Below are 21224 nucleotides of genomic sequence, written 5' to 3' on the forward strand. Positions count from 1 at the left end.
GCTCAGCTCAGCGTGATCCTCAGTGCCGCCGCGGCTTCCCGAGCCCGCTCTCGGGCCTGGTCGACGTCGGCGCCGCGTGCGAGAGCGACCGCCACCCGGCGCTGGCCCGCGACGTTCGGCTTCCCGAAGAGGCGCAGCTGCGATGTCGGGACCGCGAGCGCAGCATCCACGCCAGAGATCGTCGGCACACCGGTGCCCTCGGCGAGCACCGCGCACGATGCGGCAGCCGACTCCCCGGAACCAGCCCCGATCCGCAGCGGCTCCGACACCGGCAGGCCGAGGACGGCTCGTGCGTGCAGCGCGAACTCCGACACATCCTGCGACACCAGCGTGACGAGGCCCGTGTCGTGTGGGCGCGGAGACACCTCGGAGAAGAGCACGTCGTCGCCGACGATGAACAGCTCCACACCGAACAGGCCGAAGCCGCCGAGCGCATCCGTCACCGTCTTCGCGACGACCTTCGCCTTCTCCAGCGCCGCCGCGGGGAGCGCCGCCGGCTGCCACGACTCGCGGTAGTCGCCGTCGACCTGCGTGTGCCCGACCGGCTCGCAGAAGACGGTGCCGCCGACGTGACGCACCGTCAGCAGCGTGATCTCCGAATCGAACGGCACGAAGCCCTCGACGATGACGCGGCCGCGGCCCGTGCGCCCACCCTCCTGCGCGTAGTCCCACGAGGCCTGGACATCGTCCGGCTCCCGGATCACCGACTGCCCCTTCCCCGACGAGGACATGACCGGCTTCACCACGCAGGGCAGGCCCACCGCCTCGATGGCCGCCGCGAACTCGGAGAACGTGTCCGCGAATCGGTACGGGGAGGTCGACAGGCCGAGCTCCTCGGCGGCAAGCCGGCGGATGCCCTCACGGTCCATCGTGAGCTGCGTCGCCCGGGCGGTCGGCACGACGCGGGTGCGTCCCTCCGCTTCGATCTCGGCGAGCACCTGCGTCGCGATCGCCTCCACCTCCGGGATCACGATGTCGGGCTGCTCCTGCGCCAGCACGGCGCGCAGGGCCACCGGGTCGAGCATGTCGACCACGTGACTGCGGTGCGCGAGCTGCATCGCCGGGGCGTTCGCGTAGCGGTCGACGGCGATGACCTCGACGCCGAGGCGCTGCAGCTCGAGCGCGACCTCCTTGCCGAGCTCGCCCGCGCCGAGGAGGAGCGCGCGCGTCGAAGCGGGGGTGAGCGGGGTGCCGAGGGTGCCATCCGTCATGCAGGCATTCTCGCACCGTCGCGTTTCGGACGGGCGCGTCGCAGCCCGGATGCGCGGAGATCAGCGGGGAGTAGCTGGTGGTGGTTGGGGTGGTGAGGCAGGGGGTGGTCGGGCAGCGGGAGCAGTGCCAGCTCTCGCGCAGAGGTCACCGAGATGCAGGCGCGCGGCGCCGGGAGCCTGCTTCTTGCTCATTCTTGTGGAGTTGCTGGCGGGGGACGGGCGGATGGGTTGGGAAGGAAGGATAGGGAAGCGGCGGGGAGCGGATGGATGGCGAGCGGCGATCAGCGGGAGCTGTGCGGGACGGAGCCGGCGCGACGGGCGTGAACCCGTGGCGCAGAGGTCACCGAGATGCAGGCGCGCGGCGCCGGGAACCTGCTTCTTGCTCATTCTTGCTGCGTCCGGTCACTCTTGCCGTGCGGGAGCAGGGAGGGCAGCTGGGGCAGAGGCTTCCGCCGCTGCGCCCTCCCATGCGCCCCACAGGCGGGCGTACTCGCCGCGGAGGCGGAGCAGTTCGCCGTGACTGCCCTGCTCGACGATGCGTCCACGCTGCATGACGACGATGCGGTCGGCGACGCGGGCCTGCGACAGCCGATGCGCGACGACCACCGAGGTGCGCCCGCGCGTCGCGGCCGTCAGGGCCGCGTCGAGGCCGAGCGGGTCGTCGCCTCCGCCCTCAGCCGTCGCCTCGTCGAGCACGACGATGGCCGGGTCGCGCAGCAGCACCCGCGCGAGCGCGAGCTGCTGCGCGGCGGCGCCATCGAGGGCGAGACCGGATGCGCCCACCCGCGTGTCGAGCCCCGCATCCAACTCGAGCAGCCAGTCTGCCCCCACCGCCCGCACCGCCGCCGCGAGGTCCTCGGCGCTTGCGGACGGTGCCCCGAGCCGCAGGTTCTCGGCGACCGTCGCCGCGAACACGTGGATCTCCTGCGTGACGAGCACGACGTTCGTGTCCCGCTCGCGTGACGCCGCGGGCCGCCCATGCACCGTCACGCTGCCGCCCGTCGGATCGAACGCCCCGACGATGAGCTGCGCGAGGGTGCTCTTCCCCGATCCGCTCTCGCCGACCAGCGCCACCCGTTCGCCCGGCGCGACCCGCAGGCTCACGTCAGCGAGCTGCATCCGCTGCCCGTCGTAGCTGAAATCGACCGATTCGACGACGATCGCGGGGGAGTCCGCGGCGACGCCCGCGCCGTCTTCGTCTTCAGCCGCCCCGTCTTCACCCGCTTCGTCTCCGCCTCCGCGGAGCGCCCCCGATTCGCCCCGTCCGTCGTGGTCGCGCGCGCCGACGACACCGACGAGCCTCGCGAGGCCGACCCCGGCGAGCTGCAGCTCGTCGATGCTGGAGAGCAGCGAGCCGATGGGGCCGAACAGGGCGAGGAAGTAGAGGGCCGCCGCCGTCGCGCCGCCGATGGACACCACGCCCGCGTGCACGAGCCAGAAGCTCACGGTGAGGATCGCCGCGACGCCCAGGTACTCGCCCGTGTTGAGGTGGGCGAAGAACGTCGTGCGGATGCGCGCCGCCTCGTACTGCAGGTCGATGGAACGCAGGCTGCGCGCATCCACCTCGGCGAGCTGGCGGCGTTGCCTGCGGTGGGCGCGGATCGTGTCCGCCCCGCTGACCCCCTCGATGATGACCTGCCCGCGCTCCGCCTCGGCGACCCGCATCTCCGTGTAGACGGGGCGAGAGCGGCGGATGAACGACCTCGTCGCGAGCACCTGCACGGGCACGGCGATGAGCGACGCGAGGCCGAGCCACGGGTTGATGGCGGCGATCCCGGCGAGCGACAGCACGATCATGAACGACGACTGCGTCACCGCCGGCAGCACGCCGGAGGCAGCCTCGGTGACCGACTCGACGTCGCCGGTCACGCGCGAGACGATGTCCGACGAGTCGGAGCTCTCGGCCTGACCGGCCCGCATGCCAAGGACGACGCTCATCGCGTCCTCGCGAAGCCCGCTCACGAGCTCCTGCACGAGCGCCACGAGGAGGCGGATGCCCGCGTAAGCGAGCAGGGCAGAGACTGACGTCACGACGAGCAGCAGGACTCCGGGCAGCACCAGCGCCTGGACACCCGCGCTGCCGGTCACGAGGTCGACGAGCCAGCCCAGGAGCCGCGGGACGAGGAGCGTCGACGAGGAACCACCGAGGAGCAGGACGACCACGGCGAAGATCCGAGGGCGGGATGCACGCAGCCGGTCAGCGGTGGCGCGCGCCGTCTCGCGGCCGGACGCGATGGGGAGGAGCGTTGCTGTTGCTGTTGCTGTTGCTGTTGCTGTTGCTGTTGCTGTTGCTGTTGCTGCTTGCGGTGCGTTGTGGCTCATCGGCGTGCCAGCTCCTCGTCGGGGCTCGTGGCCGGGGTGTCGGGGTCGGTGTCGCGCTGGGCCTGTGTCTCGTTCTGGGTCTCGGGCCGGGTCTGCGTGACCGCACCTGCGGCGGTGGATGCGTTCGGCGTTTCGGGCCGTCGAGTTTCGGCCGGTCGAGCGTCGCCCGTGCCGCAGGGCGAGTGCGCCTCGACGTCGATGACGCGGTCGCAGGCAGCGAGCAGGAGGGGGCTGCGAGTGACGAGCACGGTAGTCGTGGGGTGCGCGCGGAGGGAGTCCGCGATGCGCGCCTCGGTTGCCGGGTCGAGCGCGGAGGCCGGCTCGTCGAGTACCAGGACCCGTGCCTCGCTTGCGAACGCGCGGGCCAGGAGGACACGCTGACGCTGTCCGCCGGAGAGACGCCTGCCGCCCTCGCCGAGCTGGCGGTGCCAGCCCAGCGCGGTGACCTCGGTGAGGGCGGCGCGTTCCGCGGCCGACTCGAGATCCGGGTCGATTCCGGGGCCTGCTCCGGCGCCAGCTCCGGTATCCGCACCCACACCCGCACCCGCTACGTCGACGCCATCCGCATCCGAATCCACGAGCAGGTTCTCGTGGAGCGTCGCCGAGAAGACCGTCGCGTCGTGGGGAGGCGCGAAGACGAGGTGTCGGTAGGCGTCCGGTCCGATGGTGTGGGCGTCCAGCCCGGCCACGGTCACCTCGCCGGCCTCGAGGGGAACCCGGTAGGCGAGCGTGGCGGCGAGCGCGCGGGCGGCTGCCGGGGTTGCCGGGCGGAGGCCGACGAGCGAGCCGGGGGCCACGTCGATGTTGGTGCCGTCGGGTGCCCGCCACGTGAAGGCCGCGGGGGCATCGTGGGTGGAACGGACGGCCTCGGCCAGGCCCACGCCGCCGACGTGCGTGTCCTCGACGGGCACCGCGTGCTCCTCGCTGAGCACCGCGACGATGCGTACCGCGGATGCGCGCTTGTGCAGCCAGTTCGACGCGAACGTGCCGACGTGCGCGAGGGAGCCCTGCAGGTACTGGCCGAGGCCGACGACGGCGACGAGCTCGCCGAGCGTGATCTGCCCGAGGGCGGCGAGAGATGCGGCCGAGAAGGCGAGAGCGGCCAGGAACGCGCCAGACGCGATGCCGCTCACGGCGAGGTAGCGCTGGATGCCGCGGTTGGACGCGATCGCACCGGTCTTCGCTTCGGCGCTCGCGTCGAGGTACCGGCGGGTGGCTTGCGGCTGGGCGCGGATGCCGCGGATGATGCGCAGTCCCGCGACGAGGTCGGTCGCCACGTCGCTTGCCGCGCTCGCGGACGCCTGCTCGCGGGCGCCGCGGGCCTCGATGGGCTTCGAGGCCGCGTGCATCCCGACGAGGATCAGCACGGAGGCCGCGAGGACGCCGACGCCCAGAGGCACCGAGATCGCGAGCAGCGCCGCCGACGAGACGAGGATCGCGGCGGTGCTCGCGCCCTGCTGCACGACCGACCAGGAGACGCCCGCGACCCGATAGCTGTCCGAGGTCGTGATCTGCAGCAGCTCGCCGGGACTGCGGCGGCTCGTCACGCCGTTCGGGTGCAGGACGCGGGTCAGGAGCGAGCGCCGCAGCTCGAGCTCGCCGTGCCCGTAGACGCGCACCATGAGCCTCGCCGCCCAGCGGTACGAGAAGGAGAGCACGAGGAAGTTCGCGAGGAGGATGCCCAGCCAGAGTGCGAGCTGGGCGGCGTCGTTCGTGACGATGGCCCGGTCGATGATGACGCCCACGAGGACGGGGACAAGCGCTTCCGCGGCCTCGTGCACGATGTAGCCGAGCGTCGCGAGGGTGAGCTTCCAGCTGCGCCCTGACGCGAAGAGCGCGTCCCGCATGACGGATGCGGGGGTCGGGGTTCTGGGGTTCTCACGGGGCATCAGTCGATAGTAAGGTTCACCTAAGTCCCGTTAGTGATGCGTTCGGCCAACTTCTGTTGCGTTCCGGACAACCAGGAGATGCACCGTGTTCCAGGCGCTCGAGCTCAGCCCCGCACCATCGACCCTCGAGGTTCGTCCGGTCGGCATTCCCGCACCCTTCCTCCTCACCACGGCCGTGCTCGACGGCCCGAACCTCGGAGACCGGGTGCCGCACGTGCATCCAGAGGGCATGATCATGTGGCCATCGCGGGGGAGCGTGGTGGTGCTCGTCGAGGGTGCCCTGCGCACGCTCGCCGTCGGCCAGGGCATCTGGGTGCCGCCCTTCACGCCCCACACCATGGAGGTCGACGCGTCGTCGGTCGGGTGCTGCACGTACTTCACGAGCGAGGTCGCCCCCGACTGGCACGCCGTCGGCACTGTGCAGCTGGGCGCCGCGTTCCGCGAGCTGCTGCTGCACCTCGCCGAGTCACCCATGGAGACCGATCAGCGTCTCCGCGCGCAGGCCGTCGTCATCGAGCTCCTGCCCGCGGCGACGAGCTACGTCGAGACCGTTCCCGTGCCCCGCGATGGGCGCCTCGAGCCGCTCGTGCGCCGAGTCCTCAGCGACCCCGCCGACGATCGAGGCGTCGAAGCGTGGGCGTGGCAGCTGTCGCTCAGCGTGCGCACGATCGCCCGCATCTTCGCGGCAGAGGTCGGCATGACGTTCTCGCACTGGCGCACCATGGTGCGCATGGCGGCGGCGGCGCGGATGCTCGCCGACGACCTGCCCGTCGGCACCGTCGCCGGGCGCGTCGGCTACGCCACGACCAGCGCGTTCAGCGCAGCCTTCCGGCGCGCCATGGGGTCGAAGCCCAGCGACTGGCGGCCGTAGCTCGCCCGGCCCGTCCGGGCACTGCGTCTCGCCCAAGCTCCAGGTCTCGGGATGGGTTCCACGCCTCGGGATGGGTTGCTCGCCTCGGGATGGAGTGCAACCCATCCGCAGGCGTGGAAGCCATCTCGAAACGGACCCCAGGTTCGGAGACGCGGCGCAGCGGCGTTCCGGCGTTCCTGCGTTCCGGCGCTGCTGCGCTGCTCTGCGTTTCGCTCTAGCCCCAGGTTTCCGCTCGATTCTGCGCGGTATCTCGCCCAAGCTCCAGGTCTCGGGATGGGTTCCACGCCTCGGGATGGGTTGCAACCCATCCGCAGGCGTGGAAGCCATCCCGAAACTGACTATTGGCGGGGGAGGCGACGACTGGTGCGCCGGGGCTGGGCGGACTGCTGGCGGGGCGGGGCGGGGCGGATGTGCCGCGGGGCGAGGCGAGCGCCAGGAGTGGCCCGGCTCGACGTCAGTCTTCGGTGTCGCGGCGCAGGGGGCCCGGCAGGAAGTGCATCTGCTCGAGTCGGCCGTACTTGACGACAAGCGCCTCGACGAGGTCGCGCTGGTCTTCGTCGTCGATGCGGATCTGCGTGTGCCCGTTGTACAGGAGCAGGTCGTGGGCGTTGGAGAAGATGAGGCGCTCCCAGCGGCTCGACCAGAGCCTGCGCCCCCGCTCGTCGAACGCGACGACGTCGTCCGCGGTGAGGGTCATCATCGCGACGCCATCGCTGCCGCGCACGATGAGGCCGACGGGGAACTCGCTCTTCTCGTAGTCCTCGAAGTAGGCGTTGAAGCCCACCAGGGCCAGCGGATACACGGAGCGAAGCTCACGGGAGACCCTGGAGACCCGCAGCTGACGCGTCTCCGCTGGTTCTGCCGGCTTGGCTGACGAACCGTCGTCCCCGGTCTCGTCCCTGGCCCCGGTCTCGTCTCCGCTACCGGTGTCGCCCTCGGCGGGCACGGCGACCGGGGTGGGCGCCTGCTCCTCGACCGGAACGGCGACGAGCTTCCCGGGCTTGTGGCTCTCGACCCACAGTTCCCAGAGGCGCTGCTCGTTCGCCGGGAACGACCCGCTCGAGGTGACGAACGGCTGGTCCCTGCCGATGACGCGGTGCGTGTACTGCCACAGCGGGAGGCGCCTCGGGCGGGGGCGGATGCTGAGGTCGCCGAAGACGACGATCGCACCGATCGCGATGACCGCGAGCACGAAGATGGCGAGCAGCCCCCCGAACAGCTCGTCTTGATTCACCTTCGAAGAGTAGCGCGGCGAGAGGGCACCCGCGCGACGCCCGAGGTGGCAGGAATGCGATGCCGAGTGACCGCGAAGCGATACGCCGCCTCCGTAAGCTCGGTGTGTTCTGAGGTAAGCCTTACCTCTAGCGTCTGCACTTCTGTCGAATGGAGCCACCTTGACCTCGGCTGTCACCCGTCGCTTGTCCACCTCATCCCGTCCCACCCCGCGACGCTCGACGCATCGCCGCTGGACCGGAGCGCTCGCCGCGGCCACCGTCGCGGTCCTCGCGCTCGCGGGCTGCGCATCCGGTGACGCCGCAGCGGCTGACGGAGTGACGGCGACGGCAGCCGAGGAGGGCGCCCTGCCCGTCACGATGACGCACGCCTTCGGCGAGACCACGATCTCGGAAGCACCAGAGCGGGTCGTGACGATCGGCTGGGCGACCCAGGACGTCGTCGCCGCGTTCGGCACCGTGCCGGTCGGCATTCCCGAGACGTGGGGCGGCGACGAGGAAGGCTATTCGCCGTGGTTCCGCGCGGAGGTCGAGGAGCTGGGCGGCACCATGCCGGAGATCCTCAACTACAACGACGCGAACGAGCTCGACTTCGAGCAGATCCTCACGCTCGAGCCCGACGTGATCCTGGCCCCGCACTCCGGGCTCACCGAGGTCGAGTACAACCGCCTCACCGAGATCGCCCCGACGGTCGCGTACCCCGAGAAGCCGTGGGCCTCCGAGTCGTGGCAGTCGCTCGTCGAGATCGTCGGCGACAGCCTCGGCCAGCCCGCGAAGGCCGACGAGATCATCGCCGAGACGCAGAGCCAGCTCGACACCGTCAAGGAGGAGAACCCGCGGTTCGCCGACACGACGTTCGCGTACGGGCTCACCCTCAGCGATGGGGCGACGGAGGCCGGCATCTACATCCCGAGCGACCTGCGGGTGCAGTTCCTCACCGACCTCGGCCTGAAGAACACCCCGGCCATGGACACGGTGCTCGGCACCGTCGAGGGCGACAACTGGTACGGCGCCGTGAGCCTCGAGGAGCTCGACACCATCCCCGCTGACATCTTCGTCGCCTGGTCGAACAGCAAGGAAGAGCTCGACTACACGCTCAACCACCCCACGTTCAAGCTGTGGGAGCCCATTGCCACCGGCCACTACCTGTTCCTCGAGAGCGAGCCGCTCGCCATGGCGACCAACGCACCCACGCCCCTCTCCATCCCGTGGGCCATCGACGAGTTCGTTCCCATGCTGAACTCCGCCATCGACGGCAACGGGGTCGGAGGCGCGGAATGACCGCCCTCACCGAAGCCGGAACCGAGTCGGGAACCGAACCCGGAACCGGAACTGGAACAACCGCGAGCGTCTACGCCGAGCGCATCCACCGCGCCGTCGTGACGGGCGTGCGGCAGCTCGGTCCCGGGATGCTCCGGGTCACGTTCGGCGGCGACGACCTGCTCGACTACCCCACGACGGGGATCGGCGACGAGTACGTGCGCCTCTTCTTCCCCGACGAGGCGCACCTCGAGCCGCGCCTGCCGTTCGTCTCCGGGCGCGGCTGGGACTACGAGGAGGGTGTCGAGCCGTCGCAGATGCGCACGTACACGATCCGCGACCACCGGCCTGGTGAGATCGACATCGACTTCGTCGTGCACGAGGGCGGGATCGCGAGCACGTGGGTGCTCGGCGCGAAGCCCGGTTACGTGCTCGGGATCAACCCGCCGCGCGACCTGTACGCGCTGCCCGAGGGCGTCGCCAAGCAGGTGCTCATCTGCGACGAGCCTGCCCTGCCTGCCGCGCTGCGCATCGCCGAGCTGACGCCACACGTCGAGACGGAGATCGTCTGCGAGATCCGGGATGCTGGCTACGAGCTGCTCCCGTCGGTCGAGCTCAAGGCGACGCACTGGGTGCGCGGCTCCGGCAACGGCCACCGGCCGAGCCGCCTCGTCGAGGCCGTGCGCCGCCTCGACATCCCGAACGACGGCAGCGTCTACGTGTGGGTGGCCGGCGAGACGCGCGTCACACGAGAGGTGCGCAGCCACCTCCGCCACACCCTCGGCCTCCCCGGCTCCGCGTACAAGGTCGTCGGCTACTGGACCTACGAGGTCGAGGCCTGGTCGGCCAAGTGGGAGGCGCTCGACGAGTCGATCAAGCAGCAGATCATGGACCTCTACGGCGAGACCGGCGACGGCGAACCGGAGATGGATGAGGAGACCCGCATGGACGAGGTCTTCCGCATCTACGCCTCGGTCGGCCTCTAGCAGCGCCGTGGCGACGATCAGCACGGCGGGTCCGAGCGTCGGGGCGGCTCGCTCGAACCCCCGGGACCCGAGCGGGAGCGGCCTGGCGAGCAACAACGCCAAGCGCACCCTCGCGCTTGTCATCGCCCTCGCGGTGCTCGTCGGCACGGTCGTGCTGAGCATCTTCGTCGGCGCGCGAGCCATCTCGCCCGAGGTGGTCTGGGAGGGCCTGCTCGGCTCGCGCGCCACCGAAGAGCACGTCATGGTGCTCGACCTGCGTATCCCGCGGACCCTCGTGGGGCTTGTCGTCGGGCCCGCGCTCGGGCTGTGCGGCGCCCTCATCCAGGCGTTCACCCGCAACCCGCTCGCCGACCCCGGCATCCTCGGCGTCAATGCCGGCGCGAGCTTCGTCGTGACGCTCGCGGTCGGCCTCTTCGGCTTCACCGCCCCCGGCCAGTACGTGTGGTTCGCGCTCATCGGGGCGTTCCTCGCGACCATGCTCGTCTACGCCATGGGCTCGGTCGGCGGCGGCAAGGCGACGCCCCTCACCCTCACGCTCGCGGGCGTTGCGATCAGCGCCGTGCTCGGCGGCTTCACCTCGGCCATCGTGCTGAAGAACATCGACGCCCTCAACGTGACCCGGTTCTGGGGGGTCGGGTCCATCGGCGGGAGGTCGATGGACGTGGTGCTCACGTGCCTGCCCCTCATCATCGTCGGGGTGGTGCTCGCGCTGTTCTGCGCCCGCTCCCTCAACGCGCTGTCGCTGGGTGACGAGCTCGCAGCCTCGCTCGGGGTGCGCATCCGCTCGACCCGAGTGCTCGTGGTCATCGCCGTGACGCTGCTCGCTGGCACCGCCGTCGCGATCGCCGGCCCGATCGGCTTCGTCGGCCTCATGGTGCCGCACGTCGTGCGCTGGTTCGTCGGGCCCGACCAGCGCTGGATCATCGTCATGTCGATCGTCATGTCGCCCATCCTGCTGCTGGCCGCCGACATTCTCGGACGCATCGTGCTGCCGTCCGGAGAGCTGCGGGTGGGGCTCGTGACCGCGATCATCGGAGCCCCCGTGCTCATCGGCCTCGTGCGTCGCAAGAAGGTGAGCGGACTATGACCGCGACACGTGAGAGAACCGCCGTCGCCGCAACTGCTTCCCGGGGCATCGACTTCGGCGACCGCACCTACGCCGTGCGCTTCGGCCGCTTCTCCAACTTCCACCGCCGCCGCGCGGTCGCCGTGTGCGGCGCGATCGTCGTCGCCGTGCTGGCGCTCGGCGTCGTCTCGCTCGGCTACGGCACGCTCGCCCTCTCGCCCTGGGAGGTGCTGACGGCGCTCTTCGATTCGGATGCATCGAGGGCGCATCGGCTCGTCGTGTTCGAGTGGCGCCTCCCGCGGTTCCTGTTCGCCGTGCTGGCCGGCCTCGCGCTCGGCGCAAGCGGCGCGATCTTCCAGTCGATCACCCGCAACCCCCTCGGATCCCCCGACATCATCGGCTTCTCGACGGGCTCCTACACGGGCGCGATCATCGTGATGCTCTGGATCGGCTCGACCTCGTACTACGCCATCGGAGCGGGGGCCCTGCTCGGCGGGGCCGTCGTCGCGGCGGCCGTCTACCTGCTCGCCTACCGGAAGGGGCTCCGTCCGTTCCGGCTCATCATCGTGGGCATCGGCGCGAGCGCCATGCTCGCGTCTCTCAACGCGCTCATGATGATGCGGGTCAGCCAGGAGCAGGCGATGCTCGCCGCCGTCTGGGGCTCCGGCTCGCTGAGCGCGCTCGGCTACGCGCAGCTGCTGCCGGCGACGCTCATCTTCGCCGCGCTGGTCGTCGGATGCGGGTTCCTGGGTCGTCCGCTCGCGGCGCTCGAGGTGGGTGACGACGCGGCCCTGTCGCTCGGTGTGCACGCGAACCGCACGCGCGCCTTCTCGACCCTCGTCGGGGTCGCGCTGACGGCGCTCGTCACGGCAGCGGCCGGACCCATCTCGTTCATCTCGCTCGCCGCCCCGCAGATCGCGCGCCGGCTGACCAAGGGTGCAAGCCTGCAGCTCCTGCCGTCGGCGATCGTGGGCGCGCTCCTCCTCGTCTCCGCCGACCTCGTCGCGCAGCTCGTCGACCTCCCCGTCGGCGTGCTCACCGTCTGCGTCGGCGGCATCTACCTCGCCTGGCTGCTCGTGCACGAGCAGACCACGAAGAAGGGACGTCAGTGATGACGATCGAAGCGGATACAGCGAGCCTGGCAGGCCCTGCGACGGGCCTGGTCGCGGCTGAGCTCAAGGCCACCTCCGTGCACGTCGGCTACGACGCGCAGCCCATCATCGAGGGCCTCGACTTCGAGGTGCCGGCGCATTCGTTCACCGTCATCATCGGGCCGAACGCGTGCGGCAAGTCGACGCTGCTGAAAGCCCTCGCCCGGCTCCTCAAACCGAGCGACGGCAGTGTGCTGCTCGATGGCAGCGACATCTTCACACTCAAGACGAAGGACGTCGCGAAGCGCCTCGGCTTGCTGCCACAGACGTCGCTCGCCCCTGAGGGCATCCGGGTCGCCGACCTCGTCGCGCGGGGCCGGTTCCCGCACCAGGGCATGTTCGACCGCTGGTCGGAGGCCGACGAGCGCGCCGTCACCGACGCGATGGCCGCGACGCGGGTGGATGCGCTGTCGTCGCGGTTCGTGGACGAGCTGTCCGGCGGTCAGCGGCAGCGCGTGTGGGTCGCGATGGCGCTCGCGCAGGAAGCACCCGTGCTGCTGCTCGACGAGCCCACGACGTTCCTCGACATCTCCCACCAGTACGAGCTGCTCGAACTGTTCCGGCGGCTCCGCGGCGAGGGGCGCACGCTGGTCGCCGTGCTGCACGACCTCAACCAGGCGGCCCGTTTCGCGACGCACCTCGTGGTCATGCGCGACGGCGACATCGTCGCCCAGGGCAAGCCGGGCGAGGTGCTCACCGCAGAGCTCGTCGAGGACGTCTTCTCGCTGCCCTGCCGCATCATCGACGACCCGGAGACCGGCACGCCGCTCGTGATTCCGCGCGAAGGGGTGTGGACGGAGTAACGGGAGCGGTCTGGCAGGGCAGTGCGCTCGACAGCGATGATGGACTGCGGAACGACCTGATGGCGCGCACGCTCGACCTGGGCTGCGCGTGCCGCCCCGAACCGAGCCGAGCCGAGCCGAACGGAGTCGATGATGACGGAACTGAATGCGACGAGCATCCCGTGGGGTGACGGTCACTGGACCAACGAGCCGGTTGCCGCGGAGGCGAGCGAGGACGGGCTCCGCGTCACCGCCGTCGAGGGCAGCGACGCGTGGCGCACCACGTCCTACGGGTTCATCCACGACACCGAGCACGCGCTGCTGCGTCCGTTCGAGCAGGATTCCGCCGTCGAGGTGGAGTTCGTCGTGGACTTCACCGAGCAGTTCGACCAGGCGGGGATCTTCCTCAAGGTCGACGACGAGACCTGGATCAAGGCCGGCATCGAGCTGAGCGACGGGCAGGAGCAGCTGGGGGCGGTGGTCACCAGATCCGAGTCGGATTGGTCGCTGGCTCCAGTGCCCGAGTGGGGTGGCCGCCGTGTCGCGGTGCGCGCGAGCCGGGAGGGCAACGCCGTCACCATTCGCGCCCGGGTGGACGCCGAGCCGTGGCGCCTCGTTCGAGTGGCACCGCTGGCTGCCGATGCGCGCGTCGCGGCCGGCCCGTTCTGCTGCGCGCCGTCGCGGAGCGGCCTGGTGGTGCACTTCACCGCGTGGCGGACGACGCGGGCGGACGACTCGCTGCACCCGTGAGGCAACGGCCCGCTGGCGCTCCCGTCTCGGGATGCGGCAGCGGGCCGTGCTCTGTTGCGGGCCGTGTTCTTCTGTGGGCAGAGCTACCCGACCGCGTTGGGGATGATGACGAGGATCAGCCAGCAGAGCAGCGGGGCGATCGCGACGACGGCCACCGCGTTGAGCAGCAGGTGCTTGTAGAAGACGCGGCGGTCGATGCCCTGCGCGTTCGCGAGCACCAGCGCGCCGTTCGTGGAGAACGGTGAGACGTCGACGACGGTGGCCGAGATGGAGAGGGCCGCGACGACTCCCACGATGGGGAGCGCGCCCATCTCGAGCAGCGGCATCGCCAGGGGGATGATCGCCGTCAGGAGGGCAGTTGAGGAGGCGAAGGCGGACGTCAGGCCGATCACGTAGCAGAGCACCAGCGCGACCACGATCGGAGCTCCGATGAGGAGGGCCATGTCGGCGAGGTGGTCGATCGTGCCGAGCTCCTGGAGGATCGACACGTAGGTGATCATGCCGGAGACCAGGAGCACGGTGGACCAGCTGATGCCGGCGATCGCGTCGCTCTGCTTCTTCAGATCGGTGAAGGCCAGCACGACGCCCGCCGCGATGGCGATGAAGCTGATCGGCAGGTGGAAGACCAGGACAAGGACCAGGATCACGGCGATCAGCGCGAGCGTGAGCGCCTGGACGCGGTTCGCCTTCGAAGGGCCTTCGTCGTCGATGTCGTGGGCGCCGGCGGTGGTGATGGAGCCGGTCGCCGTGTACTCGAGTGTGCGCACTCGGCTCGCGACGGCGTAGACCACGACGGTCAGGATCGACAGGAGGGTGTTGATGCCGTAGCTGGCGAAGAAGAGCGACCAGGGCTCGATGGCGAGTCCGTTGCCCTCGACGAGGTCGCGCACGATGATCCCGGAGACCGAGATCGGCGAGAACGCCCCGGCGTGGGCGCCGTTGATGGTCATGATGCCCATCACCAGCGGGCTCATGCGGCTGCGGGCTGCGAACGTCATCGCGGCGGGTGCGATCAGGGCCACGGCGGCCGGGCTGAACGTGCCGAGCGCGGTCAGGAACGATGCGACCGCGAAGAAGACCCAGGGGATGAGGGAGACGCGGCCCCGCACTGCGCGGATGCACACGTTGACCAAGAGGTCGATCGTGCCGTTCTTCTTGGCCATGCCGAAGAAGTACGTGACGCCCACGATCGTGAGCACGATCGAGCCGGGGAACGCGGACAGGATCTCCTTGTCGTCGAAGCCGAGGTAGATGGCTCCGACGGCGAAGGCTCCGACGAACCCGAGGAAGCCGATGTTGATGGGGAAGATCGTGGCGATCACGAACATCGCGATCAGTGCGATGAGAGGGAGGATTTCAGTGGACGACATTGTCACGCTTTCGGATCAGGATGGAGAATATGCCAGTGGGGGCGTGCTCACCGCACGTAGAGCTGCGAGTCGGCGAGCCGGCGGGCAGCGCGTCGCAGGAGGACGCGTGAGCCGTCCGCGGAGATCTCGACCTCGCAGCGGAGGGTGCCGCCGAGCGTGCCGATGGTGATCACCCGGACGTCGAGGGCCGAAGTGGAGGACGCAGCATCCGCCGGCTGGCCGACTGGTCCGAGGACCGAGTCGGTGGCGGTCGTCGCGAGGGCGATGGCCACCGCGCTGGTCAGGCCGATGGTCGGATGCGGGTTGTTCATCGAGAGCATGCGGACCGAGACGTCGTAGTCGTTGGCGCTGACCGGCTCCCCGAGCGACGTCACGTAGTCGACGGGCGGGCCGACGATGCCGACCTTCGGGATCGCGTCGAAGGCCTCGTCGATGGAGGGTGCGATGCCCATCGCCACGGCGGTGCGGGCGCGGATCTTGCGCAGCATGGGAACGTACTGGCGCACCTGCTCCTCGGTCGCGGCGGCCGAGACGCCGAGCGAGTCTGCCTCGACAAGCGCGACCGGGGCTCCGGCATCCGCCATCGAGACCGCCACGGTGAGTCCGTCGACGGTGAGCTCGTCTCGGTGGTTGCCTGTGGGCCAGAGGCTTCCCGTGGTCGAGCCGACCGGGTTGATGAAGGCGAGGTCGACGGCGGTGCCGGCTCCCCGGACGCCGGGGACGCTCACGGTCGCCTCGTGCTCCTCGGTGTCCACCCGAGCGGTCACCTCTGCGCCCGTGTTGAGGTTGCGCATCCGCACCTCCGTGCTCGGCGCCCCGTGTGCGAGGTCGAAGGTGTCGACGGCCCAGAGCGCGACCGCGGTGGCGCAGTTCCCGCAGTTGCTGCCCCACTCGACGACGGATTCGCCGACGGCGACCTGCGCGAAGAGGTAGTCGATGTCGAAGGCGGGGTCGGCGCTCCTCGACACGATGGCGGCCTTCGAGGTGACGGAGGTGCCGCCGCCGACGCCGTCGAGCTGCCGAGGGTCCTCTGCGCCGAACGTGTCGACGAGCAGTGCGGTGAGCGCCGCTCGGTCCGCAGGGACATCTCGGGAATCGAAGATCCAGCACTTGCTGGTGCCGCCTCGCATGAGGGTTGCTGGGGTTTGCATCGTGGAGCCTTTCGTCTGACTCCCTCCAAGCTAGGAAGCGAAAGGCTTCACGTAAATTGAATGTTGCTACGCTCGGCTTTAGCCAAACTGAAAGGTGAGTCATGTCGGACCTCTTCGACGCCGCAACGCTGTCCCTGCTCTTGGACGTCGTGGATGCTGGCAGCATCACCTCGGGAGCCGAGCGCGCGAACATGACGGTGTCCGCCGCCTCGCAGCGCATCACCAAGCTCGAGAAGTCGATCGGCCAGCCCGTCCTCGTCCGCCTCCCCCGGGGTGTGCAGGTGACGGAGGCGGGGGCCGTGCTGGTCGAGCGCGCGAGACTCTTCCGGCGAGAGATGCGGGCCGCGAGGGGCGACCTCGAGGCGCTTCGAGGCCTCGAGCGCGGCACCGTCCGCCTCGGCTCGTTCCCCACCGTAAGCGCGTCACTGCTCTCCGACGCGCTCAAGAGCTTTCATCACTCGCAGCCGAGCATCACCGTGCAGGTGCGGTCGGCGCTTCGGCCGCGGCTCGTCGAGATGCTGCACAGCAGCGAGGTGGAGCTCGCGCTCATGTGGAGCTACGCCTGGACGGAGGCGGCCGAGCAGTCGCTGTCGCTCGTGCCGGTCGCCACGGATCGGACGGTGCTCCTGGTCGCGGCCGACTCCGAGATCGAGGACAACGTGACCGTGAGGTCCCTGCGTTCCGCCCAGTGGATCATCCGCAACGACCGGCATCCTGCCTCGGAGGTGCTGTTCCGAGCCTGCGCGACGGCGAGGTTCGAGCCGCGAGTCGTCTACGAGGCGCACGACTATCAGGAGATCGAGGCGATGGTGGCGGCCGGTGTGGGGATCGCGATGGTGCCGGAGCTCGCGATCGCGCACCACCGGCCGGACGTGCGGATGGTCCGCTTCGCCGGTCGCGACGAGGTGCCGTCCCGTTCCATCACGATCGCGTCGCTCGCGCGGCGGCAGTACACGCCGGCGATGTACGCCATCTCGCGGGCGATCCACGACGCGGCGCGGAGTATCGCGCAGCGGGGCCAGGCCCAACGGGTGTGACCGCGGCGCGGCATGCCGAGGAGAGGTGCCACGGGGTGGCGCCGTTGGCCCTCTCCGAACAAGAGCGGCGCCACCTCGTGGTCGTCGTTCGGTGCCGCCGCGAAGAGCCGCGGCGGCACCGAGGTCGGTCGAGAACCGCCGGGTCTACAGCCCCTGCGCGAGGCGGTAGTAGGCCTGGTTCCAGCGCACTTCCTTGCTGAACTCGCGCAGGGTGGTGTCGGCGTCGATGCGCAGCAGCTCGGTCTTCGCGATGGTCGCGAAGTCCTCGAACACGTCGATGCCGACGGCGGTCGACATGACCGTGTGGTGCGCGGCGCCGGCGGTGAGCCAGGCTGCGGCCGACACCTCGAACGAGGGCTCCGGCTTCCAGACGGCGCGGCCGACGGGCAGCTTCGGCAGGGGAGCGGTGGGCTCCACGACCTCGACGACGTTCGCGACGAGGCGGAACCGGTCGCGCATGTCGCTGAGTGCGACGACGACCGCGGGGCCCGGGTCGGCGGTGAAGACGAGGCGCACGGGGTCCTCCTTGCCGCCGATGCCGAGCGGGTGCACCTCGAGGCTCGGCTTGGCGGTGGTGAGGGAGGGGCTCACCTCGAGCATGTGCGCGCCCAGGATGAGCTCGCTGCCCTCGGTGAGGTCGTACGTGTAGTCCTCCATGAGGCTCGCCCCGCCGGGCAGGCCGGCGCCCATGACGTTCGCGGCCCGCACGAGGATGGCCGTCTTCCAGTCGCCCTCGGCGCCGAAGCCGTAGCCCTCGGCCATGAGGCGCTGCACGGCGAGCCCCGGGAGCTGCTTGAGCGCCCCGAGGTCCTCGAAGCTCGTCGTGAACGCGCTGAAGCCGCCGGCCTCGAGGAAGGAGCGCAGGCCGAGCTCGATGGCCGCGCCGTCGCGCAGCGACTGGTGGCGCTCGGCGCCGCGCCGCAGCTCGGGGGCGACGTCGTACAGCTCCTCGTACTCGGCGACCAGCGCATCCACCGCCGCGTCGTCGACCGCGGCGACGGCGTCGGCGAGCTCGTTGACGCCCCACGTGTTGACCTGCACGCCGAAGCGCAGCTCGGCCTCCGTCTTATCGCCCTCGGTGACGGCGACGAAGCGCATGTTGTCGCCGAAGCGTGCGAGCTTCATGGTGCGCACGGCCTGCCAGGCGGCCGCGGCGCGCGACCAGCTGTCGATCTGCCGCGTCACGCTCGCGCTCGACGCGTGGCCGACAACCGTCTTGCGGGGGATGCCGAGGCGGGTCTGGATGTACCCGAACTCGCGGTCGCCGTGCGCCGCCTGGTTGAGGTTCATGAAGTCGAAGTCGATGTCCGCCCACGGCAGCTCCACGTTGGCCTGCGTGTGCAGGTGCAGGAGCGGCTTCGCGAGCGTATCGAGGCCCTGGATCCACATCTTCGCGGGGCTGAAGGTGTGCATCCACGCGACGATGCCGATGACGTTGTCGTTCGAGTTGACCTCGAGGGCAGCGCGGCGGATGGCGTCGGAATCGGTGAGCACCGGCTTCCAGACGATCTTCACGGGCGTCTTCGGCGACTTGTTGAGGGTGTCGACGATGGCCTGCGACTGCTCGGCGACCTGGCGCAGCGTCTCCTCGCCGTAGAGGCCCTGGCTGCCGGTGAAGAACCAGATCTCGGCGGCGTCGAAGGAAGTGGTGAGTGCGCTCAACTGAGGGCTCCTGTCGGGTCTTGTCCGTAGACGTTCTGATAGCGGTCGAACAGCGAGTCGACGGCCTGCTGGGGGATGGCGTTCGGAGTGCCGAGCTGTCGGGAGATGTGCACGGTGCGGGCGACGTCCTCGACCATGACGGCCGCCTTCACGGCGTCGCGGGCGTCCTTGCCGATCGTGAACGGCCCGTGGTTCTTCATGAGCACGGCCCGCGAGCGGTGCCCGCGCAGCGTCTCGACGATGCCGCGGCCGATCGAGTCGTCGCCGATGATCGCGAATGGGCCGACGGGGATCTCCCCGCCGAACTCATCCGCCATCGCCGTGATGACGCACGGGATGGGTTCGCCCCGCGCCGCCCACGCCACGGCGTAGTCGGAGTGCGTGTGCACGACCCCGCCCACCTCTGGCATGTTGCGGTACACGTAGGCGTGCGCCGCGGTGTCGCTCGAGGGCGAGCGATCTGAGCCTGGAGTGCCGGGCACGACCTCGCCGTCGAGGGTGCAGAGGATCATGTTGTCGGCGCTCAGCTCGTCGTAGCTGACGCCGGACGGCTTGATGACGAACAGCTCCGAGCCCGGCACGCGGCCGGAGATGTTGCCGCCCGTCCAGACGACGAGCCCGTAGCGGACGAGCTCGTCGTGGAGCGAGGCGACCTCGGCGCGGACCCTGTCGATGCTCGCCTGAGTTTCAGGCGTGATGACGGGCGTGGTGCCGGAGGTCTGGATGCTCACGCGTTGACCTCCTCGCGGGTTGCCGGGGCCGGGGCAGCGGATGCGCCGGCGAGCGCCTCGCGGCGGCGACGCTTGAGGCGCTTCATGACCTGGTTCGCGCCCCGCCCGAAGTGGTCGTGGAGCTCGTCGTACTCGGCGTAGAGCTCGTCGTACGCGGCGACCGCCTCGGGATTCGGCACGTACTTGGCTCGGGTCACGCGCCCCATGGCGGCGGCCGCGGCGCGCGCATCCGGGTACGCTCCTGCGGCGATCGCCGCGTGGATGGCGGAGCCGAGCGCCGGACCCTGCGCGCTGTCGATCGTGGAGATCGGGAGGCCGAGGATGTCGCTGTAGGTCTGCATGAGGAACGCGTTCTTGAGCAGTCCGCCGGCTGCTATGAACTCCGTCACGGGAACCCCGGAGGCGTTGAACGTCTCGACGATCTTGCGCGTGCCGAAGGCCGTCGACTCGAGCAGCGCACGGTAGACGTCCTCCGCCTTCGTCGCGAGCGTCGCGCCGACGAGCAGGCCGGAGAGCTCGTGGTCGACGAGCACGGAGCGGTTGCCGCTGTGCCAGTCGAGCGCGATGAGGCCGTGCGCGCCGACGGGCTGCGCTGCCGCGAGGTTGGTGAGGTGCTCGTGCACGGAGATGCCGAGTTCGGCCGCGGCGCGCTCGTAGCGGGCGGGCACCTGGTTCTCGACGTACCAGGCGAAGATGTCGCCGACGCCAGACTGCCCGGCCTCGTAGCCGTAGAGGCCCGCGACGATGCCGCCGTCCACGACCCCGCACATCCCCGGCACCTCGGCGAGGGTGCCGGAGCTCATGACGTGGCAGGTGGAGGTGCCCATGATGGCGACCATCTGGCCCGGCTCGGTCGCGGCTGCAGCAGGGGCGGTGACGTGCGCGTCGACGTTGCCGACCGCGACCGCGATGCCCTCTGGCAGTCCTGTCCACGCCGCGGCTTCCGCCGAGAGCGTGCCGGCGGCGTCGCCGAGCTGGCCGATCTCGTGCGCCAGCTTGGTCTCCGCGAAGTCGGCGAACTCGGGGTTGAGGGCGGCGAGGAACTCGCGGCTGGGGTACTCGCCGTCCTGCAGGATGCCCTTGTAGCCGGCGGTGCAGGCGTTGCGGATGTACGTGCCCGTGAGCTGCCAGACGATCCAGTCGGCCGCCTCCACCCAGTGGTCCATCGCGGCGTACACCTCGGGGTCCTCCTCGAGGAGCTGGAGGCCCTTCGCGAACTCCCATTCGCTCGAGATGAGGCCGCCGTACCGGGGCAGCCAATTCTCACCTCTCAGCTCGGCGAGGTCGTTGATGCGGTCGGCGTGCGGCTGCGCTGCGTGGTGCTTCCAGAGCTTCACGTAGGCGTGGGGGCGCGTCTCGAAGCCGGCGACCTCGTTGAGCGGGGTGCCGTCGGCGAGCGTCGGCACCATGGTGCAGGCCGTGAAGTCGGTGCCGATGCCGATGACATCCGCCGCGTCGATGCCAGCGTCTGCGATGGCGGCGGGCACGGCGACCTTGAGGACGTCGACGTAGTCGCTCGGCACCTGCAACGCCCACTCGGGCGGGAGCTGCTCACCCGTCGCCGGGAGCCGCTCGTCGACCACGGCGTGCGGGTATGCCAGCTCGCCGACGCCGAGCTCGGCGCCGTCACGCACCCGGACGACGACCGCCCGGCCGGAGAGGGTGCCGTAGTCGACGCCGATGACGTAGCGATCCGCGGTGTCTGCGCTCTCGCGATCAGCGTCCTGCATGCGCGATTCCGAGTTCGTCGAAT

At 70.2% G+C, this 21224-nt stretch carries 17 protein-coding genes; 8 read left to right on the top strand and 9 right to left on the bottom strand.

Features of this window, described 5'->3' with window-relative positions:
* Positions 1-2 precede the first annotated feature (2 nt).
* The 3 genes from purT to C5E06_RS17615 form a co-directional block, all read right to left on the bottom strand.
* Positions 3-1211 carry a formate-dependent phosphoribosylglycinamide formyltransferase gene (gene purT, locus C5E06_RS17605; protein WP_104307717.1) on the bottom strand — a complete coding sequence of 403 codons (1209 nt, stop codon included), beginning with the start codon at positions 1209-1211 and terminating at the stop codon, positions 3-5.
* Between the two features lie 402 nt (positions 1212-1613).
* Positions 1614-3533 (bottom strand): ABC transporter ATP-binding protein, encoded by a 1920-nt coding sequence (locus C5E06_RS17610; RefSeq protein ID WP_104307718.1) that lies wholly within the window; start codon positions 3531-3533, stop codon positions 1614-1616.
* Positions 3530-5422: an ABC transporter ATP-binding protein gene (locus C5E06_RS17615; protein ID WP_146081417.1), complete on the bottom strand. Its 1893-nt coding sequence runs from the start codon at positions 5420-5422 to the stop codon at positions 3530-3532. Before C5E06_RS17615 ends, C5E06_RS17610 begins: the two co-directional genes overlap by 4 nt.
* An 85-nt stretch (positions 5423-5507) precedes the next feature.
* On the opposite strand from C5E06_RS17615, the gene C5E06_RS17620 reads away from it, so the two are divergent.
* Complete coding sequence (locus tag C5E06_RS17620; RefSeq protein WP_104307720.1) at positions 5508-6293, top strand: AraC family transcriptional regulator; 786 nt, start codon at positions 5508-5510, stop codon at positions 6291-6293.
* Positions 6294-6747: 454 nt separating this feature from the next.
* On the opposite strand, the gene C5E06_RS17625 is transcribed toward C5E06_RS17620, so the two are convergent.
* Positions 6748-7527, bottom strand: coding sequence for a hypothetical protein (locus tag C5E06_RS17625; protein ID WP_104307721.1), 780 nt, complete (start codon positions 7525-7527; stop codon positions 6748-6750).
* A gap of 160 nt (positions 7528-7687) precedes the next feature.
* Between C5E06_RS17625 and C5E06_RS17630 the strand changes: the two genes are divergently transcribed.
* From C5E06_RS17630 to C5E06_RS17655, 6 genes are all read left to right on the top strand, one after another.
* Positions 7688-8806: an ABC transporter substrate-binding protein gene (locus tag C5E06_RS17630; protein WP_219820242.1), complete on the top strand. Its 1119-nt coding sequence runs from the start codon at positions 7688-7690 to the stop codon at positions 8804-8806.
* On the top strand, positions 8803-9771 hold the full coding sequence (locus tag C5E06_RS17635) for a siderophore-interacting protein (protein WP_104307723.1): 969 nt from the start codon (positions 8803-8805) through the stop codon (positions 9769-9771). The genes C5E06_RS17630 and C5E06_RS17635 overlap by 4 nt, the downstream gene beginning before the upstream one ends.
* 7 nt (positions 9772-9778) lie before the next feature.
* The gene (locus tag C5E06_RS17640; RefSeq protein WP_258067753.1) at positions 9779-10858 is read left to right on the top strand and encodes an iron ABC transporter permease; all 1080 of its coding nucleotides are present in this window, start codon (positions 9779-9781) and stop codon (positions 10856-10858) included.
* Positions 10855-11949, top strand: a complete 1095-nt coding sequence (locus tag C5E06_RS17645; RefSeq protein ID WP_104307725.1) for an iron chelate uptake ABC transporter family permease subunit — start codon at positions 10855-10857, stop codon at positions 11947-11949. The genes C5E06_RS17640 and C5E06_RS17645 overlap by 4 nt, the downstream gene beginning before the upstream one ends.
* Positions 11949-12791: an ABC transporter ATP-binding protein gene (locus tag C5E06_RS17650; protein WP_104307726.1), complete on the top strand. Its 843-nt coding sequence runs from the start codon at positions 11949-11951 to the stop codon at positions 12789-12791. Before C5E06_RS17645 ends, C5E06_RS17650 begins: the two co-directional genes overlap by 1 nt.
* 132 nt (positions 12792-12923) lie before the next feature.
* Positions 12924-13520 (top strand): DUF1349 domain-containing protein, encoded by a 597-nt coding sequence (locus tag C5E06_RS17655; RefSeq protein WP_104307727.1) that lies wholly within the window; start codon positions 12924-12926, stop codon positions 13518-13520.
* 83 nt (positions 13521-13603) lie between these two features.
* Here C5E06_RS17655 and C5E06_RS17660 read toward each other — a convergent pair whose 3' ends face one another.
* The gene (locus tag C5E06_RS17660; protein WP_104239945.1) at positions 13604-14890 is read right to left on the bottom strand and encodes an SLC13 family permease; all 1287 of its coding nucleotides are present in this window, start codon (positions 14888-14890) and stop codon (positions 13604-13606) included.
* A 47-nt stretch (positions 14891-14937) separates the two neighbouring features.
* The gene (locus tag C5E06_RS17665) at positions 14938-16041 is read right to left on the bottom strand and encodes a PrpF domain-containing protein (protein WP_104307728.1); all 1104 of its coding nucleotides are present in this window, start codon (positions 16039-16041) and stop codon (positions 14938-14940) included.
* 101 nt (positions 16042-16142) lie between these two features.
* Between C5E06_RS17665 and C5E06_RS17670 the strand changes: the two genes are divergently transcribed.
* Complete coding sequence (locus C5E06_RS17670; RefSeq protein ID WP_104307729.1) at positions 16143-17078, top strand: LysR family transcriptional regulator; 936 nt, start codon at positions 16143-16145, stop codon at positions 17076-17078.
* A gap of 144 nt (positions 17079-17222) precedes the next feature.
* Here C5E06_RS17670 and araA read toward each other — a convergent pair whose 3' ends face one another.
* From araA to araB, 3 genes are read right to left on the bottom strand one after another with little or no spacing between them, the layout of a single operon-like run.
* On the bottom strand, positions 17223-18740 hold the full coding sequence (gene araA / locus C5E06_RS17675) for an L-arabinose isomerase (RefSeq protein ID WP_104307730.1): 1518 nt from the start codon (positions 18738-18740) through the stop codon (positions 17223-17225).
* Positions 18737-19465 carry an L-ribulose-5-phosphate 4-epimerase gene (locus C5E06_RS17680; RefSeq protein WP_258067756.1) on the bottom strand — a complete coding sequence of 243 codons (729 nt, stop codon included), beginning with the start codon at positions 19463-19465 and terminating at the stop codon, positions 18737-18739. Before C5E06_RS17680 ends, araA begins: the two co-directional genes overlap by 4 nt.
* 2 nt (positions 19466-19467) lie before the next feature.
* Positions 19468-21201, bottom strand: coding sequence for a ribulokinase (araB, locus tag C5E06_RS17685; RefSeq protein WP_104307742.1), 1734 nt, complete (start codon positions 21199-21201; stop codon positions 19468-19470).
* Positions 21202-21224: the final 23 nt, after the last annotated feature.

The organism is Pseudoclavibacter sp. RFBI5, assembly GCF_002931395.1.
Taxonomy (GTDB): Bacteria; Actinomycetota; Actinomycetes; order Actinomycetales; family Microbacteriaceae; genus Pseudoclavibacter.

Bases quoted from the DNA above. Each gene is read 5' to 3' on its own strand.
- C5E06_RS17660 (WP_104239945.1), bottom strand. From the start codon at position 14,890: ATGTCGTCCACTGAAATCCTCCCTCTCATCGCACTGATCGCGATGTTC.
- C5E06_RS17610 (WP_104307718.1), bottom strand. From the start codon at position 3,533: ATGAGCCACAACGCACCGCAAGCAGCAACAGCAACAGCAACAGCAACA.
- C5E06_RS17670 (WP_104307729.1), top strand. From the start codon at position 16,143: ATGTCGGACCTCTTCGACGCCGCAACGCTGTCCCTGCTCTTGGACGTC.
- C5E06_RS17645 (WP_104307725.1), top strand. From the start codon at position 10,855: ATGACCGCGACACGTGAGAGAACCGCCGTCGCCGCAACTGCTTCCCGG.
- araB (WP_104307742.1), bottom strand. From the start codon at position 21,201: ATGCAGGACGCTGATCGCGAGAGCGCAGACACCGCGGATCGCTACGTC.
- C5E06_RS17635 (WP_104307723.1), top strand. From the start codon at position 8,803: ATGACCGCCCTCACCGAAGCCGGAACCGAGTCGGGAACCGAACCCGGA.
- C5E06_RS17650 (WP_104307726.1), top strand. From the start codon at position 11,949: ATGACGATCGAAGCGGATACAGCGAGCCTGGCAGGCCCTGCGACGGGC.
- C5E06_RS17615 (WP_146081417.1), bottom strand. From the start codon at position 5,422: ATGCCCCGTGAGAACCCCAGAACCCCGACCCCCGCATCCGTCATGCGG.
- purT (WP_104307717.1), bottom strand. From the start codon at position 1,211: ATGACGGATGGCACCCTCGGCACCCCGCTCACCCCCGCTTCGACGCGC.
- C5E06_RS17655 (WP_104307727.1), top strand. From the start codon at position 12,924: ATGACGGAACTGAATGCGACGAGCATCCCGTGGGGTGACGGTCACTGG.
- C5E06_RS17665 (WP_104307728.1), bottom strand. From the start codon at position 16,041: ATGCAAACCCCAGCAACCCTCATGCGAGGCGGCACCAGCAAGTGCTGG.